Origin of the sequence: Blastopirellula marina (assembly GCF_002967715.1) — a bacterium.
Lineage (GTDB): Bacteria > Planctomycetota > Planctomycetia > Pirellulales > Pirellulaceae > Bremerella > Bremerella marina_B.
On record NZ_PUIA01000037.1, the window covers coordinates 165,279 to 186,542 of the forward strand.

The following is a 21,264-nucleotide window of genomic DNA, read 5'->3' on the forward strand; positions in this document are numbered from 1 at the left end:
CAAGGAAGTCAGGGATGACGACAGCAAACAATGGCGTGGAAGCATCAGGTGTTTCGCAAGTTCCACTGCTGGACATTGGCCGTGGTAACGCACCGCTGAAAGAAGAATTCATGGCGGCCTTCGAGGCGGTTCTCGACTCAGGCCGGTTTCTGTTTGGCCCCGACGTTTTCCAACTGGAAGAAACCTGCGCGGCGGCATCCCATGCCAAGTTCGGCATTGGTTGTGCTTCCGGTAGCGATGCTTTGCTGCTCTCGCTGATGGCCCTGGATATCGGCCCAGGCGATGAAGTTCTGGTCCCCAGCTTCACCTTCTTCGCCACCGCCAGCTGCGTTTGGCGTTTAGGCGCGAAGCCAGTCTTCGTCGACATCGAACCCACTTCCTTCAACATCGATCCAACCCGACTGCAAGAACAAATCACCCCGAACACCAAGGCGATCATTCCGGTCCATCTGTTCGGCCAATGTGCCGACATGACCGAGATCAACAAGATCGCCCAGATGCACGGCATTCCCGTCATCGAAGACGCTGCCCAAGCCATTCTCGCCGAGCACAAAGGCCAGCGAGCCGGCAGCATGAGCCTGGCTGGCTGCATCAGCTTCTACCCGACCAAGAACCTCGGCGGCATGGGTGACGGCGGTATGCTGGTCACCAATGACGAAGAGTTCGCTGCCAAGCTGAAACTGCTTCGCGGTCACGGCATGGAGCCTCGCTATTACCACCAGGTTGTTGGTATCAACAGTCGCTTGGACACGCTTCAGGCCGCCGCCCTCAACGTCAAAATGAAGCATATGGCCGAGTGGACCGAACTGCGTCGACAGAATGCCATGCGATACCACGAATTGTTCAACCAATGCGGTCTGGATCTGGTTCTGAAGCTGCCGACCGAAACGGAAGGGAACTATCACGTCTGGAATCAGTACACCGTTCGAGTGCCGCGTGGCGGTCGTGATTCGCTCCGCAAGCATCTGGCCGACCTGAAGGTCGGTAGCGAGATCTATTACCCCGTGCCGCTCCACCAGCAGCAGTGCTTCGCCGCGATGAAAGAAGAGCTGGCACCTCTGCCGGAAACCGAAAAGGCCGCCGAAGAAGTGATGGCCCTGCCGATCTTCCCAGAACTGACCGCTGCCGAGCAGCGTCACGTGGTAAGCTCGATCGCGATGTACTACGGTATCGAAGCCAACTTCGAAGGCAAGGCCCGTCGCAAGTCGGCCTAGTCGATAACGAACCAATTTGAAACTTAGAAGCGACGCTCGAACGGGCGTCGTTTTTTTATGCTGATTGCTTGCCTTCTTGAAGCTCATCCAGGCTGTGATCAGGATTCCGACCACCAGGTAGAGCCACCAAAGACCGTACAAGATTCCAAGAAGGATAAACGTTCCTAGAGGAGAGGTGATGTGTTGGGAGGAGGTCCAAAAGAAGAAAGCGGAAATGGGGAGCAGAACAATCAGGTAAAACATCGACCGGAAAAGAATTCGCACATAGCGACGCCGGTAAGACCTTAACCGCGAGATTTGATCCTCCGAAAGACCCTCTAACGTCACCGGTGAAAGGAGCATCAAACCGAGCCAAACGCCCAGCACAACGAATTGCGTTGCAGCGAGTAGCGGTGCAACATAGGCATAGAACTGGATAACTTATTCGTACGGCAAGATGGCCACTCCCGTTAGTGCATGTAGGTGTGGCCGCGATTGTAAGCGTGTGATGACGAGATTGCCAGAAGCAAGTGACTATCGAAATGGTCGCCAGAGTGGCTTCTTGAGCAGCCCCGGTTGTTCGCCTTCTTGAGCGTCATCGCTCGAAGCGTCCGGACGAGACGCCGTTCGCGAGGCTGGCAGCGGTACCGTCGCTGGGGTCCAGCGGGCCGAGTCGTTGCCGCGGAGATCGACCTGAATGTCTTTCTTCTGCTGCAAGACTTCTCCCTGCTCGGTCGAGTAGCGGACGTGCAGTTGCAGCGATTCGTGTTTCGGCTTGCCTTCGGTCCAGGGAAGCTTCAGGTGGACCCCTTTGCCCAGCAGCGTTCGTTTGAGGTACTTGGCCGAGTCGGTCGTGTCGAAGTCCCAGCGGGCGACGAATGCTTCCTTGCCGGAATAGGCAGGATCGAGCAGAACCACCGACACTGGGCCTGGTGAATCGACGTACTGTCCCGCTTCGTTTTGTGGTTCGATCACCACCATGATGCCGTCGTCCCCTGGCTGGTTATCTTCGTTGTAGCCGCCGGTCAGCTTAGGATTGAGTTGCATTTGCGTGACAACACGATCGACGACTGCTTCAGCGCCCGGATCGAATTGCTGCAATAGCGGCCCATCCAGCAGTTCCGGGCCCGGAGCGACACTTTCCAATTCCGGCAGATTGCTCGACTCACCCAGTTCAATCACCGGGCTGGTCAGTGAATCGCTGTCAGGACGCGAGGTAATACGTGTCGCATTGGCAAATGGTGCCGGAAGCGATTCAGGTTGGGAAGTCGTCTTGGTGCCTTCCGGCAGACCGAGTTGCTTGCGAAGCGATTCGTTTTCGCGGCGGACCGAGGCGATCTGGGAATCTTTCTGATGCACGACGTCCTGCAGCGCGTAGACCTTGTCTTCCAGGTAACGCAGTTCCGACTCCAACAGCTGCACCGATGGATCGGTCGTGCGGCATCCGCTGGTTAAACCAAGCAGTACGAACGCAAGCATCGCGAATCGAATTGTCACAGGTCGTGATAGCACGCTGACGAAACTTTCCCAGGATTTTGGCCAGACTGAGGAAGGAAAAACTAAAGATCCGGCCACGCGTGCGGCATAGTTACGAAAAACCGGGCAGCGGGTCAAACCCAATCCGAATTGTTTTGATTTCGACTTGCTAGCAGAATTCCGTTGACTCGCATGCTTGCCTCGGTACGTTAGAGGGCTCGCCGGGAGTTTTCGCGTTCATTCGATGCCAGGACTGATCAACATGTCGACACGCAGCTTCGTTCTCTCTGTTCCATCGCTTGACCCGATTCGTGACGCGATTGCTTCGCAAGATGAGTCACTCGTGGAAGCGCTGGTGGAGATCAATCGCCTGGAACTGGAAAAAGAGTACGGCAAGAATCCAGACGAGGACGAACAGGAAGAAATCGAAGAACAGATGGAAGAGTGCCGTGAACATGTCGAAGGCATGGTCATGTGTGACTCACCGCCTGACAAAGAGCCAGGGGCCTGGAACTACCTGGTTACGGCGCTGATCGACCACTTCCAGATGAAGAAGTTCTGGAAGTATCCGATCAACCAGGATTGGAAGCATTACTACATCTGGGAACCCTATCGCGGCGAAATCTACGAGCGGATTTCCCCCGAAGCAAACAAGCTGCTGATGCATTTGGAAAAGGGACGTCCTTTCAAAGGTACGGGCATCGACTACGACGGCTGCGTGTTCGCTTGGCTGACATTGGAAGAAGTACAAACGCTGCATGACGCCTTGCAGCCGCTGGATACATCGCAGTTTTCCGAAGACTATTTCCAAGAGTTCCATCAGCAATTGGTCGAGACGCTGGCCGGCGTCGCGCAGCGAGAGCACGAATTGTTCTTGAAGGCACATTAGGAACCCTGTACCAGCGCATTTCCAAAGAACTGATCCATCATGTCTACCCCTGAATTTCAAAGAATCGCTAGCTATGCCAATGCGGCCGATGCCGATCATTTGAAAGCAGTGTTGCAGGGCCATGGCATCAGGGCGTTCGTGGAAGGTGGCGACCTGCAAACATCGCTCAGCTACATTGGCAGTGCGCTGGGGGGCGTGCATGTGACCGTTCACTCGGTCGATGCCGAAAAGGCGATCGAGATCAAGCAGGAGCTAAGCCAGGAAAGTCACGAGCCGACCGGTGGACCGTGGTTCTGTGGTGAGTGCGAAGAAATCGTCGACGCCGGGTTTCAGGTTTGTTGGAAATGCGGGCAAGATCGAAGCGAAGTTGAAGCTGCCATGCCTGCAACCGCGGATCTTGATGACGAAGAAGAAGAGGAATACCTTTCGGACGACAACGACCAGCCACTGCCAGACAGAGCCCACTTCGACGAATCGAACCCTTACGCTTCGCCCCAGGCAAAAGTCAAAAGTGCTGAGAAACCCCGGAAGCCTACGGAGATCAACGAAGAAGCCGAGGCCATGCTCGTACGGGCCTGGCGGGCCGCCATCATAGGGCTGACGTTCATGCCGATACTGGCGAACATTTACTCGATGTACATGCTGTTCGCGGCACTGAAAGAGACGAATGAGTTTACGCCTGAGGGGAATTGGCGATTCAACGGAGCATTCTTTTTGAATATGCTCAGCGGTATTGCCTGGGGAGCTTTCTTTTACTTTCTTTATCGCCCTGTTGTTGTTTGAGGTTCCCATGGGAAGTTTTCTCACAAACGTTCACGTTCAAAGCAGTTCGATCGAGCAGGTCACCGAGGTTCTTCAGCAGTTGGAACTTCGTGGGGCCTGGGTTTCTGGGGCGAGTGGGAAGTGGGTTACCGTTTGGGATTCGATCGGAATGACCCGCGCTTGGGATGTGGCTCAGCACTTGTCGCAGCAGCTGGAAGCCCCGGCGATTGCCTTCATGGTGCACGATAGCGACATCTTCTTCTATTGGCTGTACGACAATGGCCGTCAGTTGAATCAGTACAACTCGGCCCCCGGCTACTTCGGCGAAGATGCTTCGATGGACGAGCAGAACTTTCAACCCGACTGTGATCTGCTGAAGCGATACTGCCGTGATGAAACGACGATTGAGCAGCTCGAATCGATTCTCAAGATGTGGACCGCCGAAGAAGCGATGGCCGGCATCATGCCTGATTATGCGTTTGCCGAAGATCGACTCCGTGAACTGGCCGGGCATCTGGAAATTGCGACAAACGTAGCCGATGTCGACTATGGCGATCTCGAGGACGAGAAGTTTCGAGAGCTCATCGGTGCCCAGTGGATTGGCAAAGGAGATCCAGCCGACTACCCGACCAGCTGCGGAATGGAAACCGATTGGATTCCCGACGATATCGACTACGCAGGAATAATAGGAGCGGAAGACAACGTCGATGCTGATATTCTCAAGTTCCCTTCCTGCCCCTTGCACAATGCTGCGACCGCAGGCGATATCAGGGAGATTGAGAAATTAGTCTCCGAGGGAGCCGATATCGACGAAACCAATCGCATCATGGTCGTCACCCCACTGGCGGTCGCAGCCATGTCGTCCACGCCTGAGGTAATCAGAAAGATGGTTGAATTGGGGGCGGATGTCGGAAAGCGAGGACCGGCCCCGGAAAGTGGTACACCACTGATGATGGCAGTAAGTGCCGGGCAATTGGAGAACGTGCGAACTCTCGTCGAGCTCGGGGCTGATATCAACGAGGTGGATCGAGCAGGCAATACCCTTTTGTTCGTCACGGTGCTGCACGCCAACAAGGCGATGATGGAACTTCTGCTGGAATTGGGTATCAATCGAGAAGCGAAGGACGCCAAAGGAAGAACCGCCCTACAGGTAATTCGAGACCAGATCGAAGGACTGGAACGCGTAATCAAGATGGCCGGCGAAAACAGTGGCGGGTTGGTCCAGATGACCGACAATCTGAAGGAATTGGAAACGCTGCTGGCCGAGTAGGGCATAGCAGGCCTTCACGAAAAAAGCCCACGCGAATCACGTGGGCTTTCTTCTGTTTCCGTTTGCCAAAGCCTTCTAGCTAGGCATGTGCTCGACAACCTTGTCGATCAAGCCATATTCGCAGGCCTCCGCTGCGCTCAGGAAGCGGTCGCGGTCGGTGTCGGCTTCGATCTGTTCGATCGGTTTGCCGGTGTGCTTCAGCAGGATTTCGTTCATGCGGTGTTTGATCCGCTTGAACTCGGTGGCGTGGATCAGGATGTCCGAAGCGGTACCCTGCATGCCGGCCAGTGGTTGGTGGATCATCACGCGGGCATTCGGCAGAGCGTATCGCTTGCCGGCGGCACCTGCGGTCAGCAGAACGGCACCCATCGAAGCGGCCTGACCGATGCAGTAGGTAGCGACGTCGCAGGTCACAAACTGCATGGTATCGTAAATGGCCATCCCAGCGCTGACGCTACCGCCAGGGCTGTTCACGTACAGGTTAATGTCGGCCTTGGGGTCTTCCGATTGCAGGAACAGCATCTGGGCGACGATCAAGTTCGCGACTTCGTCGTTCACGCCGGTTCCCAGGAAGATAATCCGGTCCTTCAGCAGTCTGCTGTAGATGTCGAAGACGCGTTCTTCGCGTCCGCTTTTTTCCACCACGTAAGGAATCAGAGGCATCGTATTGGCTCCAGTGTCTGGATGTGTGTTGGTTCGGAATGTCGATTGAAAATGGAAAGCGTGTGCCAGCTTCGCCCCTCACCCTAACCCTCTCCCCGAAGGAGCGAGGGGACAGGAGACGAGGCTGAGTTGGGCTTAGTCCTCTTCGCCGGCTTCTGCTGGCGGTTTGGTGAGGATCTCGTCGACGATCCGATATTCCTTCGCCTCGGTGGCGTTCATGTAGAAGTCGCGATTGACGTCTTTGGCGATCTTTTCTTCCGGTTGATCACAATGGGCGGCAAGGATCTTGTTCAGCTCTTCGCGCGTTTTGATGATTTCGTTGGCCTGGATTTCGATGTCGCTCACCTGGCCGCCGACACCACCGTGCGGTTGGTGAATCATGACCTTGGCATGCGGCAGGATGAATCGCTTGCCAGCGGCACCACCGGCCAGCAAAATCGCACCGCCACTGGCGGCCAAACCGACGCAGTAGGTCGCGACTGGGCACGACAGCATCTGCATGGTGTCGTAGATGGCCATCGTCGAGGTAACGCTGCCGCCTGGGCTGTTAATGTAGAAGTGAACTTGCTTTCGGCGGTTTTCGCTTTGCAGGTACAACAGCTTCATGACCAATTCGTTGGCATTGCCGTCGTAGATTTCGCCTTGCAGGAAAACGATCCGGTTTTCCAGCAGCAGGTCACCAAGGGTCATCTGGCGTTGCCGTTGGTATTCGGCATATGCCATGGCCATGGGCCCGACAGGGGCATTGGGGAATTGTGAATTCATGGTCGTCGATCCTTCCATTACAACGTGCCGTCAAGGACGCCGCGGCACAGGATTTGAGCACCTGCCTGCCCGGTCGCTTCCGGCGAAGCAAACTACGAGAAGTATCTTGTTATTGTCTCCAGTTACCGGGGGAAGACAACCGTAGAAGACACTTAGACGAGGGGGCGGCGAAGTTTTTGTACTTTCACCAATCGCTACCAGCCGGAAAATTTTAACTTGGCTAAAGAATTTGCCCCATCACAGCATGAAAAAAGCCCCGTTGGACGAACCAGCGGGGCTTTGAATGTCAGGATTCAAGACGCGAGTTATTCGGCGTCTTTGGCTTCTTCTTCGGCTGCCGGGGCTGCTTCTTCCCCTTCGCCGCAGATCAGCAGGTTGACGGCCGAGGTCTTGCTTTGCTGTAGGTCAGCGTCAACTTCGGTGACGGTGGCTTCACCTTGGATGAGCTCAATCACCTTGCGTTCGATGATCTGGTTACGCAGTACGTCCATCATGCCGCCTTTTTCCAGCTGAGCACGGATGCGACGTGGCGATTCGCCTCGCTGCATAGCGATTTGCATCACTTCCAGATCGTAATCTTGCTGGCTGTCTTCGACGTTTTCTTCCTCAGCGATACGCTCAAGGATGAAGTGCTCTTTCAGAGCCTTGCGGGTCGAAGCCATGCTGTTCTGACGCAGCTCGTTGCGGTGAGCCTGGATGTCTTCTTCCGCAAAACCAGCCGAACGAAGTTCCATCACGGCTCGTTCCAGTTCGCGAGCCGACTGACGCTTCAGCAGTGCTGGTGGCAGTTCCCAGTTGGCATCTTTGGTCAGCTCTTCGGTGATTTGCTGACGCAGACGCTGCTGCTGGTAGTAGTTCAACTGACGTTCCATGTCTTGTTTGACATAGTCACGGAGGTCCCCTTCGCTTTCAAAGCCACCGATCTGCTTCAGGAACGCTTCGTCCATTTCAGGCAGTTCGGTTCGCTTGACTTCGAGAACTTCGATTTCCATCTCGACCTGCTTGCCACGCATTGCTTCGTTGGCAGCTTCGTCACTGATGGTCAGGGTGACGGTCTTCTTATCGCCAGCTTTGGCTCCGGTCATTTCCTTGCCGAAGTCTTCCCACTTGGCGTCTTGGAAGCTGAGCGTGTCACGCAGACGGATCGATTCTTCTTCCGCGTACTCGATCTTCTTGCCGTCGTGCTTGAAGGTCAGGTTGCATACCAGGTGATCGTCGATTTCAGCGGCACCTTCGTGCGGAACCAGCGAAGCGTAACGACCCAGAACCTGCTTCAGGTGCTTGTCGATATCTTCCTTTTCGAAGCCGCGGGTCGGCTTTTCGAGCTTCAGGCCTTTCCACTTCGGCAGGTCGAATTCAGGGCGAACTTCGATATCGAATTCGAAGGTCAGTTCCCCATCTTCCGGCAGTTCGATGGCCGAGTAGTTGAAGTCTGGTTCGCTGATCGCCGAGAACGATTGTTCTTCGGTGGCCTGGGTCATGCTGTCCATGAGCAGCGTGCCTTTGACCTGATCCTTCACTTCCGAGCGGAAACGCTTTTCGACCAGCTTCTTGGGGGCGTTGCCCTTACGGAAACCAGGAACAGCGGCGTTAGGAACCATGTCTTCGATGGCAACATCGAAGTAGCGGTCGATGTCTTCACGGGAAACAGTCACCGTGACGTGGCGCTGGCACGAGCTAGGAGCGTCGACCTTAACGTCCAAGTTCAACTTCTTGGGGCCTTCCGCTTCAGCAACTGCACTTTCAGCGTTTTCGGTTTCAGGCGAACTCATTCAACGATTCCGCAAAATCTGGGGTGAAAAACAAGAAACCCGGCTATTAGCTCAGGTCGATCAAGCAAATGACGTCAATGCAGAATGGGTGGGCTTCTCCTCACCCACGCCGCGAGACTCGTCATTGCGTCTCGTGTGAAACGTGGCGATGCGGCAAAGCCTTTGCCAAGAGCCACATCCACCAAATGCTTTCATGCGCTACGCGTGCCATTAGAGGCACGTTCGAGCAGCATGAAAAAGGAAGAGCGGGTGAACGGATTCGAACCGTCGACAACAACGTTGGCAACGTTGTGCTCTACCAACTGAGCTACACCCGCACAGGGAACGTCGTTCCCTCATCTAGGAAAGCACCAGTGTACTGAAAAATCAGAGCTGGTCTACCCGGGGCAAACAAAAAACTGCCTGCCAGAGAGGAAAGTATGCGAGATGGAACGTTGGTTGTCAACTTGGGGGCAACGAAAGATGCTGTAAGCTCTTCAAAAACATATGCTTAGAGCGTTTCCAGGTTGCCTGCTATCTCTTCGCTTTGATGGTCGGGGAAGTGAGAAAGTAGCGTTCTCAGGGCTCTCTCGGCTTCTTGTAGATCTGCCGGGGCGAAGATCCCCTGATGCACCCAGTATTGGCTTCGTTTGCGTCCCCGCTGCCAGTAACCTCCCAGCGAAATATGGCGGTCGCCGACCACCTCGTAGCGGCGTACGGCCTCAGGCGTGTAGGTGACCACGCATTCGCGGACGGTCCGGTCGGGGTGACCTTCACTCCACTGGAGTCCATCCAGCACAATCAGGCGGCGATCCGTCACAGCATAAACCGACTGAGACAAAAGCCGCTGAATGACCCAGGGGGCACGTGCTGACCAGGCTCCGATCAGTCCAAAGACGAGGAACCCACAGGCGACAATAAAAAATGAGACGTCCCCAAATAACACGCCCAAGTAGATCAAGACGGCGACGGTGCCAATACCGAACGTGGCCACGAGAATTCCGAACGCGGTTTCGGCATGGGCTTCGCTCCGAATCTTCTGATAGTCGGCCGTCCCTATCCACAGGATGATCTCTCCTGGTTGTCGATGCGGGGCCACTCGGTTCCACAAAGGGTGTTCTTCATCGAGCGCCCGCAGCGTGAGAGGGATTTCGTGACGGTGCTGCTCGATAAGCCGTTGTTTGATCTCATCCACCAGGGGGGCGACATTCTGTAGCATCCCCAGGTGCAGCTTAATCAGCGATCTGTCCTGAAACCGAACGATGCCGAAAGTGGACTCTCTCCCCCGTCGGGTTGAAGGACGATGCGCGGTGTACGAGACGATGTCAGACCAGAGCCTATGAACTTCTGTTCGCGAGAAGACCGTGCGATAGGCAAACCCTTGCCCAGTGGTGCTATACCAACGCACACAGCCGAGCCACGTGTGCATTACCAGAAAGTAGAACCCTGTCAGCACGAGCCCCATGAGCAAAACCCCCAGCGTTAAAAACACGAAGGGATTTCCGATCTTCGCAGGGTGAAATGCGACCGCCATGATGAACCAGCCTGCCAGGCCGAGCGGAATCAACAGGCAGGCAAGCACCATCTGAGTGACCACTGCCTGCGCGGCCGAGGCTCGATCTAAGCAGCCTTCAAGTCGTTTCGGTGATCGAGCAAGCCGGGCTGCAAGCACGTCGCCAAGCTCATCGACGTTCTCCAGAGAGCGGCTTAAGAAACAGAGCGAATATCCACCCCGCAAATAGACGACAAGGCCTTCCCTTGGCGGTTGAGTTCGATGAATTGAGGTGATGTGATCTAGCGGAACACCGCGTGGGAAGCGACCGAGTTGTGTGAACCAGAGCGAGTCCCCTTCCAGGCGAAACCAGGTGATCGCTATCGAGAGGGAAATCAGCAGGTAAAGGAAACTACCTGTGCTGACGATCAGCGAAAACCCGGCGACGATCCACTGGGATCGGAATTCGAAGAAAAGGGACCAGGCAGCCAGTCCGATCGAAACTCCCAGCCATAGAACGGCCGGTAGATGCACCCGGAAAAAAGAACTCCATGAAATTCGTCCCTCGAGAACAGCCATCGAACTTTCCCCGAACAACCAAGTTTGCGATACGATCCACGAATTATCGAATCGCATGACACCGGATTGCAATAATCCTCTCGGTGTTCTCGCGGAAATCGTCAATCAGGTACCGCATGATCCGGTCACTGGAAAGGGGCACGCGCAAGAGGTGCGGTATCTGCGTCAACAAAAAAAGATGGCTGACACGAGAGCACGTGCAGCCATCTGATCGATTCGATGCCGGGGCCGTAGGACTAGTCCAAGACGTTCGGTTTCGGTCCTGGCGGCTTGGGTGCTGGCTTCGGGGCATTCGGGTCTGGCGGTGGTGGTTCCGGACCGAATTTCACTTTACCGCCCACCCATGTCGTGTACTGCCAGTTGGCGTCGACCGGGGTCCAGCCAGCCAGGTAACCCATTTCATCGGTTACGTGGCGAGTTTCCACATAAGCTTCATAGCTATCCGGCATCACGATGAACTTGAAGTAGAACTTCGAGGGGTCAACCGAGCTGAGCAATCGGCGGAAGCGAGAACGCGGACTCGTGATTTCATCGATTTTGAAGCCAGCGTCTTCCTTCGGCGTAAAGCGAAGCCGCGGGTCACGACCTGCCGCGTACATCTCCATCTTGAACCAGTCGTCCGACATCGGACGTTCGTTGAAGTCTTCGACAAACTTCTCTGCGTCGATTCCTTGCTTGGGGTCTTTCACGTATTTGCGAAGACCACGCTCGGCCTGATATTCGGACCGCTTCTTGGCCGAATCACGTACCGGTTCGTCGACAATCGGGTAAACCTGGTTTCCTGTAAGCAGGAAGCTTGCTTCCTTGATCCCTTCGGGTGCCGGTCGTGGATCCGGCAAGGTCACCACTTTCGCCGCCATCTGGCTGCGCTCGGGGGTATCGTCGAGCGTTGCTTCGAGCTTTGCGATCTCTTCCAGCGCGCTATTGAGGTCGCTGGAGAGCTTCTCGCGCTTCTCTTTGTTTTCGTCGGCCTTCTTGGCCATTTCGAGCGCGTCTTTCTGGGCGATGATCGCCTTTTGCAGTTCGCCTTGTTGCGACTTGAGAATCGCTTCCTTGGCGACCGATTCCGACTGGAGACGCTGGATCAGCATTTCCAGGTTTTGCTCATCAGGATTAAGATCCTTCAGGTCTTTCTCGACTTTGAGCTTATCTTTCTGGGCTTCTTCCAGGTCCTTGATCAGTTGCTCTAAGGCCAATGGGTCGATCTGCACGCTATTGGCAATCTGTTTGACCGACTCCTGCATACCGAGCTGCACGACCACGAGCACGATGATGAGAATACCTACCACGTTGAACATCGTGTCCAACAGCGAGTCGAGCCCTTCCTCTTCTTCGACGCCTCTACGTTTCGCCATGACTGGTTCGTCTTATCGTTAGGTAGCCGCCAGGGACTACGAGTTTTTCGCTTGTTTGGTGAAGTAACTCAGGTCGACTCGGCCGTTGCCAATGACAGGCAACTTACCGTTCTTCACGCCTTTGGCATTCGCGTAATTGCGTGCCGTGTTATAAGTCGAAAGGCCGTCATCACGAATCAAAAAGACGAGGGTGCCATCTTTCTGCCCCTTCACCTTATCCAACATCTTGGCAAAATCGGGATTCGTATTGAGTTCCGCCGTGCGGACGGGAATGGTCTTGCCGTCTTCGTGAATCACGATGCGGCCATCATCGCACTCGATGAACGAAGGCTTGAAGCCCACACCGCTACCGCCTGGCAGAATCGAGTTCTCGGCTTCTTTGGGGGGCAGTTTTCGTTCGGCGATCAGCTTTGTCAGCTGGGCGATCTTTTCGCGCCGCCCTTTTAGCTCTTCCTCCATCGTGCCGACCTCTTCGGTCAGCGCGGCCACGTTAACTTTCGGACCTTCGATCGAGATGTTCTGGAGCTTGGTCTGGGTTTCTTCCAGCTTGGCCAGCAATTCGGCCAGCTTCTTCTTGGCATCTTCGAGCTTCTTTTGTTCGCTCGAGTTCTCGCGTTTGATTTGCTCTTCGCGTTTCTTGAGCTGGTCGCGCAGCTTATCGAGTTCGGCCGTTTCGGCTTGGAGTTCCTTTTCTTTTTTCTGGTACTCCATGGCCGCGTCGACCGCGTCGTTATCGAGCGATTGGACAGCAATCGTCGCGATCACCATCGCCAATGTACCGATCACGCAAGCAAGAACGCTCAAGAAAGGGAAGAGCGAGATGTCTTCCCCTTCGGCTTGTCGACCTTTGGCCATTTAGCGTCTCCCGTTTCGCTTACTCTTGGCTTTGCTGCCGCCACCGAAACCAAACCATCCGCCGCCGGAACCGTTGGACTCGACTTGCTGCACGACAACCGTTTCGTTGCCCAACTTGTTGAGCACTTCCGTCAAGCCGCTGAGGCCTTGTTCGACGCCGCCGAGGTACTTTTCGAGACGTTCCGAGGTGTCGGTCATCGTTTCGTTGACCTTGATATGCGAATCAACCGAGGCACTGGCCAGCTGACCCAGCGTGCTTTGCAGCTGAGCGGCGACTTCCTGCATCTGGTTGAGCTGATCCTGCATAAGGGTCTGCTGCTCTTCCTGACGCTTTTGCATGTCGACCGTCTTGGCGTTGACCACTTCCAACAGCTTGTTGGTTGTCTCTTCCTGGCTGACCAGAATCTTGCCGTTGATCTCGTCCCAGCCCTTCGAGGTTTGTTCGGTGATCGTCTGACCGACCAGTTCCAGCTTCTTGACCCACGCTTCCAGCTCGCCTTGTTGGGCGGCCATCGCTTCCTCGACGGCTCGACGGAAGACCTTGGTATCGTAGGGTGAGGTCGGCTTGTCTTCGGCCTTTTCGCGACCGTCGTTCAAGCGGCGAATCAGGTTTTCGTTGCAGTATTCATCCACCCAGTTGAGCACCCCTTCTTCGCTTTTCTGCAGCGAGGACATGGGGAACTTGATGATCATGCTCATCACCAGAGCGACCAGGGTCGTATTGAACGCCGTACCCAGACCGCTGAACATACCTTGCAGCGATGCAGTCAGCTTGTCGAGGTCGCCACCACCCAAGGCACCGGAAAGTTCGGTCACCGCCAAGCTAATACCAAGCACCGTACCGATAAAACCCATGGTGGGGATGGCCCAGATCAGCACGCGCAGATAAGCGTAGCTGGACGAAACGTTGTTGTAGTCGATCTCCGACTGCGAGGCCATCATCGTGGCCGTTTCCGAAGCGTTCTGTCGCACGCGGAAGTGCTGCAGGCCGCGTAGTACGCGGTTGATCAAGAAGCTTTCGCCATCATGACCCGGCAGCCCCTGGATGTGCTCGACGAACTTGCTGAGCGTATCGACACGAATCTCTTGCGAGATATCGGTCGGCAGAACGTCCATCAGCAAGTAGTCCTTCTGACGCAGGATCTTGCGGTGCTTCATCCACAAGATGGTCACCGCCCAGAAGAACAGGAACGTACTAAGAGACTGAATCGAAACCGCTTGAAAACCGCCAATCCAGAACAGTCCACCGATGTACGTTCCCTTCGAGAAGTACATCAGCCCCATGAAGACGATCATCGATACCAGGCCGATCAGGCCCGATACCCACAAGTTCACGTTGCTGGGATCGGTGAAGTCACCATCCCCCGACGAGGAGCTGCTCGCAGCGGCAGCGGTTTGCTTTTTGGCCGGTGCGGCACCCTTTCGGGCACCACCGGTCTTCACGACGGGGCCAGCCGGAGCAGAGGCCGATTCCGAGGAAAGGTTGCCCAGGTCGAGCCCTCCACCGGAAGAAGTCGAGCCGCCGCCAAAGTCAGGCAGCGAAGGAGAATCGAGCGATGGGAGAGATTCCGGCTCTTCCTGAACGTGAGGTATGTGGACACTTTTTTTGCAGTAAGGGCAATTTCGCTTTTGTCCGGCGAGCTCTTGACGGACTTTGAGCTTCTGACCGCACTCGGGACAATTGAACTGGAAATACATCTGGACCTCGAAAGGAAACGAAGCGCGACAACCGGTCGCAGGCGAGATTAGGAAGCGGAAAAAAGCCAGGGCGAATCTGAGAGAATCTCAGTCGCTACTTGGGTGTGCGGATGGAGGGTGAATCCGGGGTGAGATCTACTCACGCACTACTGGCCTTTAATCGTTTTCTTATTGTGCTTAGGAAATTATTCCCGATCAGGCCGATTTGGGGAAAAATTTGGTCAAAACTTGAGATTCGTATCGGCCGAATTCGATTGTTCCATGTGTAACGGGGCAAAGATTTCCACACGGCCAACGAATCCCCCCACAGACCAGAAAGGTCAATTTCAAGAAAAGTTGGATACTTTCTTATTTAATAGGGGGTTGTGAAGTCTAGCTACATGTGTGACTCGTCTCTCCGGGGAGACAATTTCTTCATGGAAAGCTCATCCAAGGCAACAACATGGAAATCGTTCGACCAATAGCTTTCGGGGCAGTCATCATCGCAGGGCTTATGCTTCTGGGGTGCGATGTCAAGTTTCAGCGGAACTCAGAGCATCTCCATCTTCGCGCCCCGATCTATCCCAACGATCCGGTCAGCCCAGGCGAAGAGAGTCGTCGGTACGATTTCGAGATCGTCCGAGCGAATTTCGGGGGAATCATGTTGCCCAATGCCAATGGCGACGGACATGACGAGCATGTTGACATTGGCCTCAAAAGACTTGGCTACCAGCAGTGGGAATTGAAACTGACCAGAGTGAGAGCCTTCCCGGAGGACGACCTGCGCCACGACGCGAACGCTCAAGTGCTTCGCTTTTCTGATCGAGAAGCCATCCCGTACTACGGCCATCTGTTCCGCTTCACGTTTGACGGCCAAATGGTGCATGTCGAAGAATGTACCGAGCAGTTTCCAGCCGAACTGTTGCCCAGCGCCGAGAGCCGCATCCTTACCATGAATGAATCAGAAGCAACGTTCTATCGCCAACGCTTGCTCCATCCAAATGGTACCGGCGACGCCGAAGACTTCTATGAAACGATCCACCTCGCGAAGATCGATAACGATCCCGCAGGCACCCGGGCCACGATCGTGCGCAAGCGGATGGTCAGCCGCGAAGTAGATGGCAACTATGAAGCCAAGGCGCTGGAAGAACCAAAAGAAGAATCGATCGGGGTCGGAGCGACGTTGATGATCGACAACCAACTCGTTCGCGTGAAACAGATCGTTCCCCCAGGCGAGGTCGAAGGTGCTGGAGTGCTCGTCGGTTGGATCGAGTTGGAATTGGTCGAACTCTCGCAAGTGGAGATGCATCGTGCGCTGCGGTGATATTCTCGCATTCCTAACTGTATTCACGGTGCTGATCGGCTGTGGTCAGCCACCAAACTCGCAGAAGCTTTCCAGTCAGCTTCCGTTAGTTGGCGTCCATTCGGCGAAGGATGACGCCGACGAGGTCATCTATCACTGGGAACACAATGGGGAAGATGCGCCTTGCCTGATACCCCTGCCCAACCGTAGTTCCAGGCCGGTGATGCTGCGTTTTCGACAGATGAAAGTCGAAGGCGATCGGGTGGGGCTCCTCTTTCTCGATTCAGACTTCGAGATTGAAGTTGGCAAGATTGTTTCTGATCAGTTCATGATCTTTGTTCGGCCTGGCGAAGTGATCCCTTATCACGATCAGCTTTACCAGGTTGTGTTTGACGACACCTCTCTGGATATCAAACGCGTGACGGCTTCCATCCCCGAGAGCTACCACCCTCACCCGCAATACCTGGTGGTTCCGCGGGCCGAATCACCCACTGTTCGGCAGCGTCTCTATATTCTCAAACGCGATAGTTGGTCGGATTACGAGCGCGTTCGAGTTACCCACATCGCCGTCGATGGAAGTCATGCCGAGTATGTCGGCAAGCCTTACTATGGATCGTCTCTTGGTGAAGTAGGCGACAAAAGAATCGAGCCATTCGAGGTCGTGCATCAATGGGCCAACAGCACGACCGACGTTGCTGGCATTGTGCCACCAATCGACATCGAAGGAGTGGGGCGGCTGCGTGGCTGGGTTGAGTTCCGTCAGACTATTTCGGATAACTGACTGGGGCTTTAGAAGATCCCCATCGCGATCAAGCTGTAGCGGACCACAAACCCGCCCACGACCAGGCTGACCATGCTCATCAGTTTGATCAGGATGTTCAGACTCGGTCCGCTGGTATCTTTGAACGGATCGCCGACCGTGTCCCCTACGACTGCTGCTTTGTGGGCATCGCTTCCCTTGCCGCCGTGGTGGCCGGCCTCGATATACTTCTTAGCGTTGTCCCAACTGCCGCCACTGTTGGCCATGAAGATTGCTAGGCAAAAGCCGCTGGTCAACGCACCAACCAATAGTCCCAGCACGCCGCCGACCCCCAGGAAGAAACCGACGGCCAAGGGAGTAATCAGCCCGAGAAGTGATGGAATGACCATCTCCATCTGGGCGGCCTTGGTACTTATTTCGACAGGAGTCGCGTAGTCGGGCTCTTCGGTATTATCCATGATGCCGGGCTTCTCGCGGAATTGCCGACGTACTTCTTCGACCATCCCTTTCGCCGCGCGGCCAACCGCTTTCATCGTCAGCGCGCAGAAGACAAACGTCGTCATCGCACCGATGAATATGCCGACCAGAACTTTCGGGTTCATGACATTCGCTTCGTAGTAGGTCGCGAAGTCGCTGAGGCTCGCCTCGTGGACGTTAATCAGGCTTGCCCCGGTCGCGGCGAACGTCAGACGCGGCTCCCCCTGCTCTTGCTTGGCAAGCTGAACCATTTCAGATGAAAGTACCGCAGGCTTCCCATCGCTACCTAATTGGTGCCAGGTCTCGTTGACCTTCCCATCGCGAAGATCTGCCGGCATCGGCAAGTAGCCATAGACGCGATCGGTCCCCTCGTGATTCTCCTTCAAAATGACCAGACCAGGGGCGATTTTCGTGGGCGTATCGTATTCGACCTGAGCCGCGACACTCGTTCCCCAGCGATCGAAGCCTTCGCGAACCACTTCCACATAGGCCGCCATTAAGGCCAGGGCCGTTAATGCCGCTGAACCAATCGCAAAGCCCTTCCCGGTGGCGGCCGTCGTATTGCCGAGGCTATCCAGGGCATCGGTCCGTTCGCGAACAAAGGGTTCCAGACGAGACATTTCTGCATTGCCCCCGGCGTTGTCGGCTATCGGGCCGTAAGCATCCGTGGCCAGCGTAATACCCAGCGTGCTGAGCATCCCCACGGCTGCGATTCCCACGCCATAGAGACCGAGGGCGAACAAGTTGGGGTCATTGAAATTCCAGCCGTTGGCAAAGCCGAATGAGGCCAGCGTAGCGATCGCAATGACAATGACCGGTGGCCATACGCTCAGCATCCCATCGGCGATCCCACCAATGATGATCGTGGCTGGTCCCGTTTCGGATTGTTCCGCCAGGTTTTTGGTCGGCGTGAACTCGTCGCTGGTAGCGTACTCGGTCCACTTGCCGATCACCCAACCGGCACCGAGCCCGACGATAATACTCAGCGACACACCGGGAATGGCAAAACCAATGTGAAACGAGGCCTCCGGAATGGCAGGCATCAACAGGATGCAAATCAGGATAGCAACCACAGTGACGGCCGCCGTGGCCATGTTGATCCCGCGCGAAAGCGCCGCGAGCAAATTCTTCTGGGAAGCACCTTCTTCCGTGCGAACCAGATAGACCCCCACGATCGACAACAGCGTTCCAAAAGCGGCGATCAGCATCGGGACAAACACGGCGCGGATCTGGGCATCGGCGACATCGTCAAAGCCTGCGGCACTGGCCATAGCTGGGGAAGAAAACGCGGCCACGCCCAGCGCGGCGGTTGCCAGAATACTGCCGCAGTAACTTTCGTACAGGTCGGCACCCATTCCGGCGACATCCCCCACGTTGTCGCCCACGTTGTCTGCAATCGATGCCGGGTTACGCGGGTCGTCTTCAGGAATTCCCTTCTCGACCTTCCCTACCAGGTCGGCACCCACGTCGGCGGCTTTCGTGAAGATCCCTCCCCCCACGCGAGCAAACAGCGCCTGGCAACTGGCACCCATGCCGAAGCAAAGCATCGTGGTAGTGATGTTAAATAACGAAAGATTGAAGATCCATTTCAATACGCCAAACCAAATCACGATGTCGAGCAGGCCCAAGCCGACGACTGTCAGCCCCATGACTGCGCCGCTGCGAAAAGCGACTTGCAGCCCTTGATTGAGTGACTTTTGTGCTGCGGCGGCCGTGCGGCTGCTGGCCAGGGTAGCGGTCTTCATGCCGATCCAGCCGGCAAGCCCCGAGAAGAACCCGCCGGTCATGAACGCAAACGGCACCCAGCGGCTTTGCACTTCGACCACAAACGCGAGCAGGGCCAAAACCGCGGCGATGGCAACAAAAAAGATCGTCACCACCACGTACTGCTGCATCAGGTAGGCGTTCGCCCCCTCACGAACATACCCAGCGATACGCTGCATGGTGGAAGTACCGGGATCGGCTCGCACCATGGCCGTAAAAAAGAAATAGGCCTGAACGAGGGCCGCAATCGACGCAAAAAGTACCAACAGCCAGATGCCGAAAAACATGGTGCCATTCCTTTGTAGACCGACGGCAGTGTCCAGGGTGTCGCATTCGATGGGAGCCCACATGCCGGCCACCAGGCCAAGTCTCGTGTGGGGTTGCCGTTATTATCCATATTATCGGAGGGGTTAAAACTGGTTTGTGCCAGCTTCACAGAGTAATAATGATAATAAGTCCGCATAAAGATCGCATTTGTGGTGTCATGAGGCCCTTTAAATGGCTGATTCCCGGCTTTGACCAATCGGCCGCGTCAAATGCCCCTCGAGTTGCGAATTGCCGCCGGAAGTGAACGCCAAAGACTCGGCCCCCTTTAGGTTCAGGCGACACTTGCCCCCCAAGTTAGGCGTATTGATTTCCCTCGTACAAATTTGTTGGCTTCTTCGAGAACAGCGATTAAGCTTTAGATGTTGTGTTTCCTACGTATTGGGTAGGAAAAGTATCCGTTGATCGCTGCAACTTTGGGGGCGACTCAAGCGGATCTTGTCTTGGATCATCTCACAGTTGTTAGTCGATTCGCGGGCATTCGCCGAAATCGAGCGAATCATTAGGAGCAGTTATCTCATGAAATGGCACATGGTTGGGCGATTGTTTGGCTGCATGGCCATGCTGGCTTGTTTGGCTCCAGCAGCGATCGCGGAAAATAAGAAATCCGGATCGGATAGCGAAGTCGAAACCGTTGAGATGTTCCAGGCAATCGATAACGGTGACATCGAGGTGAAGTTCATCCCGATGAGCTCGGAAAAGGGCACCGTTATTATCACGAACAAAACCAAGAAGAAGATGCGTGTCGAATTACCGGCCGCGTTCGCTGGTGTTCCGCTGGCTCAGTTCGGCGGTGGCGGCGGTTTCGGCGGTAACAACGGCGGCGGCGGCTTCGGCGGCGGTGGTGGTGGTTTCGGCGGCCAAAACGGTGGCGGTAACCAAGGCGTCGGCGGCGGTTTCGGCGGTGGCCAAGGCGGTGGCGGCTTCGGCGGCGGCGGCGGCGGCAACGGCGGCGGTGGCGGTGGTTTCTTCAACGTCATGCCTGAAAAGGTTCAACGTCTGAAGGTCCAAGGCGTTTGCCTGGATCACGGCCTGGAAGATCCAGATCCGCAAATCCCTTACGAATTGAAGCCAATCAGTGCTTACACCCAAAAGCCTGGCGTTGCTGACCTGTGTCACATGCTGGGGAGCGGTGAACTGAATCAGCGCAGTGCTCAAGCAGCTGCCTGGCACCTGAACAACGGCATGAGCTGGGAAGAACTCGCCAACAAGCGTATCGAACACTTGGTTGGTGATGACACCCCTTACTTCAGCCGCCAGGAACTGCAGATCGCTTATAAGGCAGCCGAAGCTGCGAAAGAGCGTCACGCAGCTCGCGAAAAGGCAAACAAGAAGCCAACCGAATCGCTCTCGCTCAGCGCTGAGTAATTCGGACGATTCATTGGAATCAGCACGATTCGGGGGACGCTCGTCGAGCGTCCCCTTTTTTATGCGCTCGACTCGTCCTCGGCAGGGGCTTCTACCTCCATACGAGGCGCAAGTGCTGCGGGAAACAGCTCGGCACACAGGTACTCAAAGCCTTCTAAAAAGATCAACGGCCAGACCAACAAACTGTGCATCAGAAGCGTGAAGATCGAATGCGGTGGATCTTCTAGTTCCTCTTCGTCCGATGAATGCTTGCTCCTGGCAACCAGGTCGTACAGCTTATAGAGAAGTGCACTCGCGACAGCGCAGCTAAACCAAACGATCATGGCCGTCATCCAGCCGGCAACGAAAAGACTTACGATTCCCAAAACGAAAATCGAGAGCATCGCCAGGTTTCGCCAGCCGCGAATTCCCGGCTGATTCGACAAAGAAACGAGCGAACCAACTAGCAGCGCCAGGCCCATCAGGCAGTAAACAACAATCGTACCGGTCACAGCGAGGTCCTTCGATGCGCGAAAGAACGGAAGGCAATTCGACCGGACAG

The 21,264-nt window shown here is 55.4% G+C and carries 17 protein-coding genes and 1 tRNA gene; 7 read left to right on the forward strand and 11 right to left on the reverse strand.

Features of this window, described 5'->3' with window-relative positions:
- Positions 1-14: 14 nt before the first annotated feature.
- The gene (locus tag C5Y96_RS12530) at positions 15-1,214 is read left to right on the forward strand and encodes a DegT/DnrJ/EryC1/StrS family aminotransferase (RefSeq protein WP_233198938.1); all 1,200 of its coding nucleotides are present in this window, start codon (positions 15-17) and stop codon (positions 1,212-1,214) included.
- A 513-nt stretch (positions 1,215-1,727) separates the two neighbouring features.
- Here C5Y96_RS12530 and C5Y96_RS12535 read toward each other — a convergent pair.
- Entirely contained in the window at positions 1,728-2,672 is a 945-nt protein-coding gene (locus C5Y96_RS12535) for a hypothetical protein (RefSeq protein WP_146115643.1), read from the reverse strand.
- 259 nt (positions 2,673-2,931) lie between these two features.
- Between C5Y96_RS12535 and C5Y96_RS12540 the strand changes: the two genes are divergently transcribed.
- Genes C5Y96_RS12540 through C5Y96_RS12550 form a run of 3 tightly spaced genes read left to right on the forward strand, consistent with a single transcriptional unit; the run spans position 2,932 to position 5,590 of the window.
- Entirely contained in the window at positions 2,932-3,558 is a 627-nt protein-coding gene (locus C5Y96_RS12540) for a hypothetical protein (protein WP_146115644.1), read from the forward strand.
- A 39-nt stretch (positions 3,559-3,597) separates the two neighbouring features.
- Positions 3,598-4,341, forward strand: coding sequence for a hypothetical protein (locus tag C5Y96_RS12545; protein ID WP_105353724.1), 744 nt, complete (start codon positions 3,598-3,600; stop codon positions 4,339-4,341).
- A 7-nt stretch (positions 4,342-4,348) separates the two neighbouring features.
- Positions 4,349-5,590: an ankyrin repeat domain-containing protein gene (locus C5Y96_RS12550; protein WP_105353734.1), complete on the forward strand. Its 1,242-nt coding sequence runs from the start codon at positions 4,349-4,351 to the stop codon at positions 5,588-5,590.
- Between the two features lie 75 nt (positions 5,591-5,665).
- On the opposite strand, the gene clpP is transcribed toward C5Y96_RS12550, so the two are convergent.
- The 8 genes from clpP to C5Y96_RS12590 form a co-directional block, all read right to left on the reverse strand.
- Positions 5,666-6,253 (reverse strand): ATP-dependent Clp endopeptidase proteolytic subunit ClpP, encoded by a 588-nt coding sequence (gene clpP / locus C5Y96_RS12555; RefSeq protein WP_105353737.1) that lies wholly within the window; start codon positions 6,251-6,253, stop codon positions 5,666-5,668.
- 135 nt (positions 6,254-6,388) lie between these two features.
- On the reverse strand, positions 6,389-7,018 hold the full coding sequence (locus tag C5Y96_RS12560) for a ClpP family protease (protein ID WP_233198939.1): 630 nt from the start codon (positions 7,016-7,018) through the stop codon (positions 6,389-6,391).
- 305 nt (positions 7,019-7,323) lie between these two features.
- Positions 7,324-8,790, reverse strand: a complete 1,467-nt coding sequence (gene tig, locus C5Y96_RS12565) for a trigger factor (protein WP_105353740.1) — start codon at positions 8,788-8,790, stop codon at positions 7,324-7,326.
- Between the two features lie 244 nt (positions 8,791-9,034).
- Positions 9,035-9,107: transfer RNA gene (locus C5Y96_RS12570), tRNA-Gly, on the reverse strand.
- Between the two features lie 173 nt (positions 9,108-9,280).
- Entirely contained in the window at positions 9,281-10,840 is a 1,560-nt protein-coding gene (locus tag C5Y96_RS12575; protein ID WP_146115645.1) for a hypothetical protein, read from the reverse strand.
- Positions 10,841-11,076: 236 nt separating this feature from the next.
- Positions 11,077-12,195 carry a hypothetical protein gene (locus C5Y96_RS12580; protein ID WP_105353745.1) on the reverse strand — a complete coding sequence of 373 codons (1,119 nt, stop codon included), beginning with the start codon at positions 12,193-12,195 and terminating at the stop codon, positions 11,077-11,079.
- 36 nt (positions 12,196-12,231) lie between these two features.
- Positions 12,232-13,050: a hypothetical protein gene (locus tag C5Y96_RS12585; RefSeq protein ID WP_105353747.1), complete on the reverse strand. Its 819-nt coding sequence runs from the start codon at positions 13,048-13,050 to the stop codon at positions 12,232-12,234.
- Positions 13,051-14,748 carry a MotA/TolQ/ExbB proton channel family protein gene (locus C5Y96_RS12590; RefSeq protein ID WP_105353749.1) on the reverse strand — a complete coding sequence of 566 codons (1,698 nt, stop codon included), beginning with the start codon at positions 14,746-14,748 and terminating at the stop codon, positions 13,051-13,053.
- A gap of 442 nt (positions 14,749-15,190) precedes the next feature.
- Here C5Y96_RS12590 and C5Y96_RS12595 point away from each other — a divergent pair, with 442 nt between their 5' ends.
- Complete coding sequence (locus C5Y96_RS12595; protein WP_105353752.1) at positions 15,191-16,051, forward strand: hypothetical protein; 861 nt, start codon at positions 15,191-15,193, stop codon at positions 16,049-16,051.
- Positions 16,038-16,811: a hypothetical protein gene (locus C5Y96_RS12600; protein ID WP_105353754.1), complete on the forward strand. Its 774-nt coding sequence runs from the start codon at positions 16,038-16,040 to the stop codon at positions 16,809-16,811. The genes C5Y96_RS12595 and C5Y96_RS12600 overlap by 14 nt, the downstream gene beginning before the upstream one ends.
- Before the next feature lie 8 nt (positions 16,812-16,819).
- Here the strand turns inward: C5Y96_RS12600 and C5Y96_RS12605 are convergent, their stop codons facing one another.
- On the reverse strand, positions 16,820-19,318 hold the full coding sequence (locus C5Y96_RS12605) for a sodium-translocating pyrophosphatase (protein ID WP_105353756.1): 2,499 nt from the start codon (positions 19,316-19,318) through the stop codon (positions 16,820-16,822).
- A 556-nt stretch (positions 19,319-19,874) separates the two neighbouring features.
- On the opposite strand from C5Y96_RS12605, the gene C5Y96_RS27600 reads away from it, so the two are divergent.
- A complete protein-coding gene (locus C5Y96_RS27600) occupies positions 19,875-20,723 on the forward strand; it encodes a hypothetical protein (RefSeq protein WP_199188694.1) in 849 nt (282 codons plus the stop codon).
- Positions 20,724-20,782: 59 nt separating this feature from the next.
- On the opposite strand, the gene C5Y96_RS12620 is transcribed toward C5Y96_RS27600, so the two are convergent.
- Positions 20,783-21,214: a hypothetical protein gene (locus C5Y96_RS12620; RefSeq protein ID WP_105353760.1), complete on the reverse strand. Its 432-nt coding sequence runs from the start codon at positions 21,212-21,214 to the stop codon at positions 20,783-20,785.
- Between the last annotated feature and the right edge of the window lie 50 nt (positions 21,215-21,264).

What these genes read in the sequence shown, in the direction of transcription:
- C5Y96_RS12530 (WP_233198938.1), top strand. Translation starts at nt 15, where the DNA reads ATGACGACAGCAAACAATGGCGTGGAAGCATCAGGTGTTTCGCAAGTT.
- C5Y96_RS12535 (WP_146115643.1), bottom strand. Translation starts at nt 2,672, where the DNA reads ATGCTTGCGTTCGTACTGCTTGGTTTAACCAGCGGATGCCGCACGACC.
- C5Y96_RS12540 (WP_146115644.1), top strand. Translation starts at nt 2,932, where the DNA reads ATGTCGACACGCAGCTTCGTTCTCTCTGTTCCATCGCTTGACCCGATT.
- C5Y96_RS12545 (WP_105353724.1), top strand. Translation starts at nt 3,598, where the DNA reads ATGTCTACCCCTGAATTTCAAAGAATCGCTAGCTATGCCAATGCGGCC.
- C5Y96_RS12550 (WP_105353734.1), top strand. Translation starts at nt 4,349, where the DNA reads ATGGGAAGTTTTCTCACAAACGTTCACGTTCAAAGCAGTTCGATCGAG.
- clpP (WP_105353737.1), bottom strand. Translation starts at nt 6,253, where the DNA reads ATGCCTCTGATTCCTTACGTGGTGGAAAAAAGCGGACGCGAAGAACGC.
- C5Y96_RS12560 (WP_233198939.1), bottom strand. Translation starts at nt 7,018, where the DNA reads ATGAATTCACAATTCCCCAATGCCCCTGTCGGGCCCATGGCCATGGCA.
- tig (WP_105353740.1), bottom strand. Translation starts at nt 8,790, where the DNA reads ATGAGTTCGCCTGAAACCGAAAACGCTGAAAGTGCAGTTGCTGAAGCG.
- C5Y96_RS12575 (WP_146115645.1), bottom strand. Translation starts at nt 10,840, where the DNA reads ATGGCTGTTCTCGAGGGACGAATTTCATGGAGTTCTTTTTTCCGGGTG.
- C5Y96_RS12580 (WP_105353745.1), bottom strand. Translation starts at nt 12,195, where the DNA reads ATGGCGAAACGTAGAGGCGTCGAAGAAGAGGAAGGGCTCGACTCGCTG.
- C5Y96_RS12585 (WP_105353747.1), bottom strand. Translation starts at nt 13,050, where the DNA reads ATGGCCAAAGGTCGACAAGCCGAAGGGGAAGACATCTCGCTCTTCCCT.
- C5Y96_RS12590 (WP_105353749.1), bottom strand. Translation starts at nt 14,748, where the DNA reads ATGTATTTCCAGTTCAATTGTCCCGAGTGCGGTCAGAAGCTCAAAGTC.
- C5Y96_RS12595 (WP_105353752.1), top strand. Translation starts at nt 15,191, where the DNA reads ATGGAAATCGTTCGACCAATAGCTTTCGGGGCAGTCATCATCGCAGGG.
- C5Y96_RS12605 (WP_105353756.1), bottom strand. Translation starts at nt 19,318, where the DNA reads ATGTTTTTCGGCATCTGGCTGTTGGTACTTTTTGCGTCGATTGCGGCC.
- C5Y96_RS27600 (WP_199188694.1), top strand. Translation starts at nt 19,875, where the DNA reads ATGAAATGGCACATGGTTGGGCGATTGTTTGGCTGCATGGCCATGCTG.